Annotated in this window: 7 protein-coding genes; 6 read left to right on the top strand and 1 reads right to left on the bottom strand. The window is 58.8% G+C overall.

Annotated elements, in window-relative coordinates; genetic code table 11:
* Positions 1–447 precede the first annotated feature (447 nt).
* Complete coding sequence (locus B8446_RS16050) at positions 448–828, bottom strand: hypothetical protein (RefSeq protein ID WP_148505919.1); 381 nt, start codon at positions 826–828, stop codon at positions 448–450.
* Between the two features lie 56 nt (positions 829–884).
* On the opposite strand from B8446_RS16050, the gene B8446_RS08680 reads away from it, so the two are divergent.
* The 6 genes from B8446_RS08680 (at position 885) to B8446_RS08655 (ending at position 5,385) form a co-directional block, all read left to right on the top strand.
* Positions 885–1,709 carry an 8-oxoguanine DNA glycosylase gene (locus B8446_RS08680; RefSeq protein WP_053053778.1) on the top strand — a complete coding sequence of 275 codons (825 nt, stop codon included), beginning with the start codon at positions 885–887 and terminating at the stop codon, positions 1,707–1,709.
* A gap of 427 nt (positions 1,710–2,136) precedes the next feature.
* Positions 2,137–3,327, top strand: coding sequence for a PfkB family carbohydrate kinase (locus B8446_RS08675; RefSeq protein WP_048848970.1), 1,191 nt, complete (start codon positions 2,137–2,139; stop codon positions 3,325–3,327).
* Positions 3,324–3,917, top strand: coding sequence for a 7-cyano-7-deazaguanine synthase (locus tag B8446_RS08670; RefSeq protein WP_048848969.1), 594 nt, complete (start codon positions 3,324–3,326; stop codon positions 3,915–3,917). The genes B8446_RS08675 and B8446_RS08670 overlap by 4 nt, the downstream gene beginning before the upstream one ends.
* Positions 3,901–4,581, top strand: coding sequence for a nitroreductase family protein (locus B8446_RS16765; protein WP_048848968.1), 681 nt, complete (start codon positions 3,901–3,903; stop codon positions 4,579–4,581). The genes B8446_RS08670 and B8446_RS16765 overlap by 17 nt, the downstream gene beginning before the upstream one ends.
* Before the next feature lie 229 nt (positions 4,582–4,810).
* Positions 4,811–5,053, top strand: coding sequence for a type II toxin-antitoxin system ParD family antitoxin (locus tag B8446_RS08660; RefSeq protein WP_048848967.1), 243 nt, complete (start codon positions 4,811–4,813; stop codon positions 5,051–5,053).
* Complete coding sequence (locus B8446_RS08655; RefSeq protein ID WP_048848966.1) at positions 5,050–5,385, top strand: type II toxin-antitoxin system RelE/ParE family toxin; 336 nt, start codon at positions 5,050–5,052, stop codon at positions 5,383–5,385. The genes B8446_RS08660 and B8446_RS08655 overlap by 4 nt, the downstream gene beginning before the upstream one ends.
* Positions 5,386–5,552: the final 167 nt, after the last annotated feature.

The raw sequence follows: 5,552 nt of genomic DNA, 5'->3' as shown, positions 1-5,552 counted from the left end.
TTATCTCACACCATCCAAACTCCCAAATCTTTCGACGACGGACACTGCCGTCTAGCGCAGCGATACTGAAGAGCGTGAATGCCGCGGATTTACTCTTTACGGTGTGGTGCGTCAGCGCGATCCCGACGATTAGACCCATACCCTCGGCACCCCAAGCCATCAGCGCGGCGTATGCCGGGAACGTGACGGAGAGGTCGTCGGCATCGCGCGCTACGGCCTCGACATGGCCACGGGCAGCCAGCCCACCGTCGATAATGGCAGCTTCGAGTAGGTCGTATAACTCTGCAGCGTTCGAAAAAATTTCAATTCTCCCCGTAATTCCCGGTCAGGAGCCGCCGAGAACGATTAAAAACGGCTTGATATCAAGATCGCTCGCTAGACGCGACAGAAGCAGGCGTGCGACCAACCTTCGCCGTCAAGATTTGTGATCAAAAAGTTGCGGAGCACTCATCTTTCACCGTCGGCCGCTTTCCGGGTTTTTTCTAAATTTGAAGCAGCTTTTGGCTGGAAAGGTTCACCATCCGCTGGAGAAGCGGAAGCATGTATTCCGTGCGTTGTTAACTGAAGAAGCTCTACGCACTGGCGTTGAATAGATTCCGCAAGCATCGCCATCCGGTGCGTCACGAGGTCGCCGTCAGCGTGCTCGCCCGTGCTGTTGACGTCCACCCATGCTGCCAAGCGCTCAGCCAGATTACGGGCAAGAGGTGTCCGTCTGGCCACGACCTTACTGTAATGGCCCTGAGATATGTTAAGGACGGCCGCTATGACGGCTTGGCGTAGGCGAAGTCTCCGCCGCACCATCTCGGCACGCTCGATCAGGTCGGACATTGCATTGCTGATTCATGCATAATAAATGCATATATGCATTTTGAAGGAAGGCGGCAATGCAGCAGGTCAGCATGCTCACCCCTTCGGGTCTCGCGACGCGTAGGATACCCGCGCCGGAGCAGCCCATTGGTATGGGGCTCATCAAATGGGGACGGCACGAAGAAATATGCACCCCCGCATATTGGGCCTCCCAAGGTTGGATGCTCGAGATGGAGGAGCCCGAACACTACAGGCTCGGCGAGACGCTGGCGGAGGAGACGCTGGCCTGCCTGCTCGGAGGCTATGGTATCCCGGCTGAAGTCGGCCTCGCCGCGTATCGCCGCCTCCGCGACGTGATGCGGGCGGATGCAGAAGCGTTGAAGAATCAGTCCGTTGCGGAACGGCTGTTGCGCGATCCACTCGTCGTGAATGGCCGGTCGGTACGGTATCGTTTCGCGGCGCAGAAAGCGCGCTACGTTTCTGCTGCGATGGGTGCTCTCGAAGATATTGATGACCGTATCGGCGATTGTGCCCTTCGGAATGCCCTCGTCAGCATTCCTGGCATCGGGCCGAAGACCGCCTCCTGGATCGTGCGGAACTGGCGCGGCAGCGACGAGGTATCGATCCTCGACATCCACATTCTCCGCGCTGGCGCTATTCTCGGCATCTTCCGCGAGGATTGGCGCGTCGAACGGCATTACCTCTTACTGGAGAGTGCTTATCTAGAATTCGCTCGAAGCATCGGCATCCGGGCATCGATCCTTGACTCCGTGATGTGGGCGTCGATGCGTGAGATACCCGCTGCCCTCCTGAAGTCCATGCTAGAGAAGGCTGATAGTGCGAAGACGCGGCGAGGAAATTCCTCCAAATTGGATGTGACGACCCAGTTGACCCTTATCTGATTACACGATCTATTATGAATCCAGTGGAAAGTTCTTAAGGGACAATTTCTATGTCTGGTGGTGGCGGCGGCCGCGATGACGGTTACGTTGGAAGTATTCGTCCCGCGAGCAACGGTGGTGGTCCGCTCGGCGGTGGGGGCAGCGGAGGCGGTGACCCCGACCAGTGCGCGATTGTGCAGCGCGCTCCTCTGAACAGCCCGGTGCCCGCTGTGGTAGCCACGCTCAGAGTCGGCGAGGAGCTGGACATTGTGCTGGCGACATCAAGCGGTCGACCTATTCTCGAGGTCAGGAAAGGCGGCTCAGTAGCTGGAGCACTGACCCACCGTGGTCATCTCACGCTTATCCGCTGCATTGGGGACGGATGGACCTATAAGGCGATCGTCACAAGCATCTCCAGCGGGCTAGTCGAGCTTCGGATCCAGCCCGCATGACCACGGTCGTCGGCGGTGTCTATTTGGAGAGGTGCATCGAGCCCTTCTGGGACGACGTCTATGGGTCGGGCGGCAGAGCCGCAGCCGCGATCAGCGCGTCTGTTCCTGATGTCGGGTTAATGACCTATAGGGCGGTGCCGCTCCTAGACGGCGTCGCCAATCTCGAGGGTGTGTATGGCTTCGAGGCGCGGGGACCAGAAGTTCCCATCGGTATCGCCTTTGACTATTTTCACTCGCTGGCGACGCCAAGGATTTCGCCCCGCCCTGACGCGATTCAAAAGCATGATCCGCTCATCGTCGAAGATGATGTTGTCCTCCGCTTCGGCATGTTGGAGGGCACCGCGAGGGTCACGGCGAAGATTGCCGTATACGATCCGCAATCGGCATTTGATCCGAGGCCCTTCGGCGAGAATGGATCGACCGCGAAACGGCTCGCACTCATCCTGAATCGCCTCGAGGCGGGATGTCTGACCAACCGCACGGACCCCGACGAGATTGTCCAGGATCTGATCGATACGCAGGGGGCGGAGGTAGTCGTGCTCAAGATGGGCGGCTACGGTGCTCTCGTCGGGACTGCGTCGGGGTGCGCCCGCGTTCCAGCCTACCGCAGTCCCACAGTTTGGAAGATTGGATCAGGCGACGTCTATTCCGCCGCGTTTACGCAGTTTTGGGCGGTTGAGGGGCGCGATCCGGTCGAAGCAGCCGATCTCGCGTCTCGTGCGACAAGCAGATATTGCGCGACGCGGGTTCTGCCGATCTCAACCGCGGACGAGCTAGCATCTCTGGAGCTTGACCCGGTGGTGCCGGGCCACGGTCGTATTTACATCGCGGCACCATTTTTCAATCTAGCTGAGCGGTGGATGGTCGAGGAGATCCGTACCCAGCTCGGGCATATGGGCGTCGCGGTGTTCTCGCCGCTACACGATGTAGGGCCGGGGCCGGGAGAGGTCGTAGCGCCGCTCGATCTTGCTGGTGTCGACAGATGCCAAGCTATGATCGCGATTCTGAATGGCACAGATCCGGGCACAGTGTTCGAGGTCGGCTGGGCACGGGCGAAGGGCATCCCCGTCGTTGCGTTGGCTCAGAACATGCGTCCTGAGGATCTTAAAATGGTTGTCGGTTCCAGATGCCAGGTCGTCGGCGACCTGGTGTCTGCAGTCTATCATGCCGTCTGGGCACTGCCATGAGGGCGATCCTGCTCTCCGGCGGCATGGATTCGATTGCTCTCGGTTATTGGAAGCGTCCAGAGGTGGCGATTACCGTAGATTACGGGCAGCGGGCCGCTGAAGCCGAGATGAGGGCCGCTGCAAGGGTGAGCGATGAGCTCGGCATACGTCACGAGTTGGTCCGCATTGATTGCTCGGCACTGGGATCCGGCGACATGGCCGGCGTTCCGGCGCTCGATGCGGCACCGGTTCCTGAATGGTGGCCCTATCGGAATCAGATGCTGATCACTTTCGCGGCAATGCGTGGCATTGCAATAGGCGTCAACGAACTGATGCTCGGATCCATTGCATCTGACGCCTCGCACGCCGACGGAAGGCCCGAGTTCTATGCAATGATGGACAAGATCTTGGTTGGGCAGGAGGGAGGCATGCGTGTCGTTGCGCCTGCGATCGGCATGACGACTGCGGAACTCGTTCGCGCCTCCGGGGTACCACGCTCACTCCTGTCGTGGGCCCATTCCTGTCACTTCGGTAATCTTGCCTGTGGTGCGTGTCGGGGGTGCGTGAAGCATTATCAAGTTGCCCACGAGATTTATGGCGATGCCTATTGACGATGAACCTTGTCCGCGTGATCTACCGCTCGAGTGGCGCCCGACAGCGGTGCCTCATACTGGCGCATACGCTCTGCCACGGGACATCCTGACGCCCTCGATTCCTTTCATTGATGTTCTACGAGACAGGGTTTCGACGATCGGTGGTCCCGTCGCCGAGGTGGAATTAGCCTCGGTGCTCTGGCATTCGATGCTCCTGCGAGAGAGGCGTTCGGCGGGGCGCTTCGGTATCGGGTGGGAAAGTCGCAATACTCCTTCGGCCGGTGGTCTGCATCCGCTGCGTCTCCTGATCATCCCGATTGGCAATGGCGATCCAATTGGCGTCTATGAACCCGAGAGACACGCCATCCTTCTTTGCTCGGCTGATGAAAGGACGGTGCGGCGCGCGAACGAGGCCAGTGTCTCGGAGTTGACCGGCGCCAAGGCTGGGACGACTGTTCAGATTGTAGCGGATCCGACAAGGACGGGCGCTGGCTACGAAAACTCGGAATCGTTGCTTGTCCGTGATGCCGGTGCCTTAAGCGCGACGATCTGTCTCGTGGCTACGGCGCTTGGCTTAACTTCGTGTGCCATGGGTCGAACCGGCACGGAGATCTGCCGAAGAGCTGGTCTCTGGGAGCCGTTCATCGGGCTCGGCGCTGTGCACGTCGGTTCACGAATCTAGGACGCACAGTAGCGACCAAGTCTCGCTTCGTAATCTCTTGGCCGAAGAAGTCGGCCGGTTCAGCTTTAGCAATTGGAAGGCGCTCGTACGGCACGCACCTAATTCTGGGCGTCACCGGTCGCAAGTGCTTCTCGGCAAGTGCAGGGCTACGTTTAGGCAAGGGCAACGAAGATGAAATTGAGGCTGTAATTTTCTTGCCAATTTTTGCCATAACGAATAGGGTGTCGGCATGAGCACGATGAACATCTCGCTCCCGGAGACCATGAAGAGCTTCGTTGACGAGCAAGTCGTCGGGCGCGGCTTCGGGACCAGCAGCGAATATGTGCGCGAACTGATCCGTCGGGATCAGGACCGGCAGCACTTGCGTGCGCTGTTGATCGAAGGCGCTTCGTCTCCTGCCACAGTGCCGGCGGATACCGGTTATTTCGACCGGCTGCGCGAGCGTGCGCGCCGCACTGCTGGCAAGGAATGACAGGCCGACTGGTCGTTCCGCGCGGACAGGCTGAGCGGGATGTCGAGCTGGCGGTTGATTACTATGCTGCCGAGGCGGGTGAGGCCATTGCAATGGGCTTCATCGCGGCATTACAGAGCGCTTTCATGTTCATCGGAGACTATCCGGGTGCGGGATCGCTCCGTTATGCCTATGAGCTGGACCTGCCGGGACTGTGTGCCCATCGCGTGAAAGGTTATCCTTACCTCGTATTTTATCTTGAGCGTGAGGATCGTATTGATGTCTGGCGCGTGCTGCATGCGCGCAACGATATTCCGCTCTGGATGAGCGGTCCAAATGCAGAAGATGTTTAGTCCTGTGAGCGGTAACGCTTCGGCGGAGGTAAACCGAGCATCTGTACTGATTTAAGGTGTTAAACTTCTGATAACGCGTAATTATATTACCGCCTGAAGTGAGTGTGGGCATCGGTGCTTGCGTGCCCCCGCAACCACGCATAAGCGACTGATATTGCACAGGAAAA

It is taken from the genome of Tanticharoenia sakaeratensis NBRC 103193 (genome assembly GCF_000963885.1).
Lineage (GTDB): Bacteria > Pseudomonadota > Alphaproteobacteria > Acetobacterales > Acetobacteraceae > Tanticharoenia > Tanticharoenia sakaeratensis.
The sequence above is the reverse complement of the archived record's forward strand: the minus strand, read 5'-3'. Positions and strand labels throughout refer to the sequence as shown.

Bases quoted from the DNA above. Each gene is read 5' to 3' on its own strand.
- B8446_RS16050 (WP_148505919.1), bottom strand. From the start codon at position 828: ATGTCCGACCTGATCGAGCGTGCCGAGATGGTGCGGCGGAGACTTCGC.
- B8446_RS08680 (WP_053053778.1), top strand. From the start codon at position 885: ATGCAGCAGGTCAGCATGCTCACCCCTTCGGGTCTCGCGACGCGTAGG.
- B8446_RS08675 (WP_048848970.1), top strand. From the start codon at position 2,137: ATGACCACGGTCGTCGGCGGTGTCTATTTGGAGAGGTGCATCGAGCCC.
- B8446_RS08670 (WP_048848969.1), top strand. From the start codon at position 3,324: ATGAGGGCGATCCTGCTCTCCGGCGGCATGGATTCGATTGCTCTCGGT.
- B8446_RS16765 (WP_048848968.1), top strand. From the start codon at position 3,901: ATGGCGATGCCTATTGACGATGAACCTTGTCCGCGTGATCTACCGCTC.
- B8446_RS08660 (WP_048848967.1), top strand. From the start codon at position 4,811: ATGAGCACGATGAACATCTCGCTCCCGGAGACCATGAAGAGCTTCGTT.
- B8446_RS08655 (WP_048848966.1), top strand. From the start codon at position 5,050: ATGACAGGCCGACTGGTCGTTCCGCGCGGACAGGCTGAGCGGGATGTC.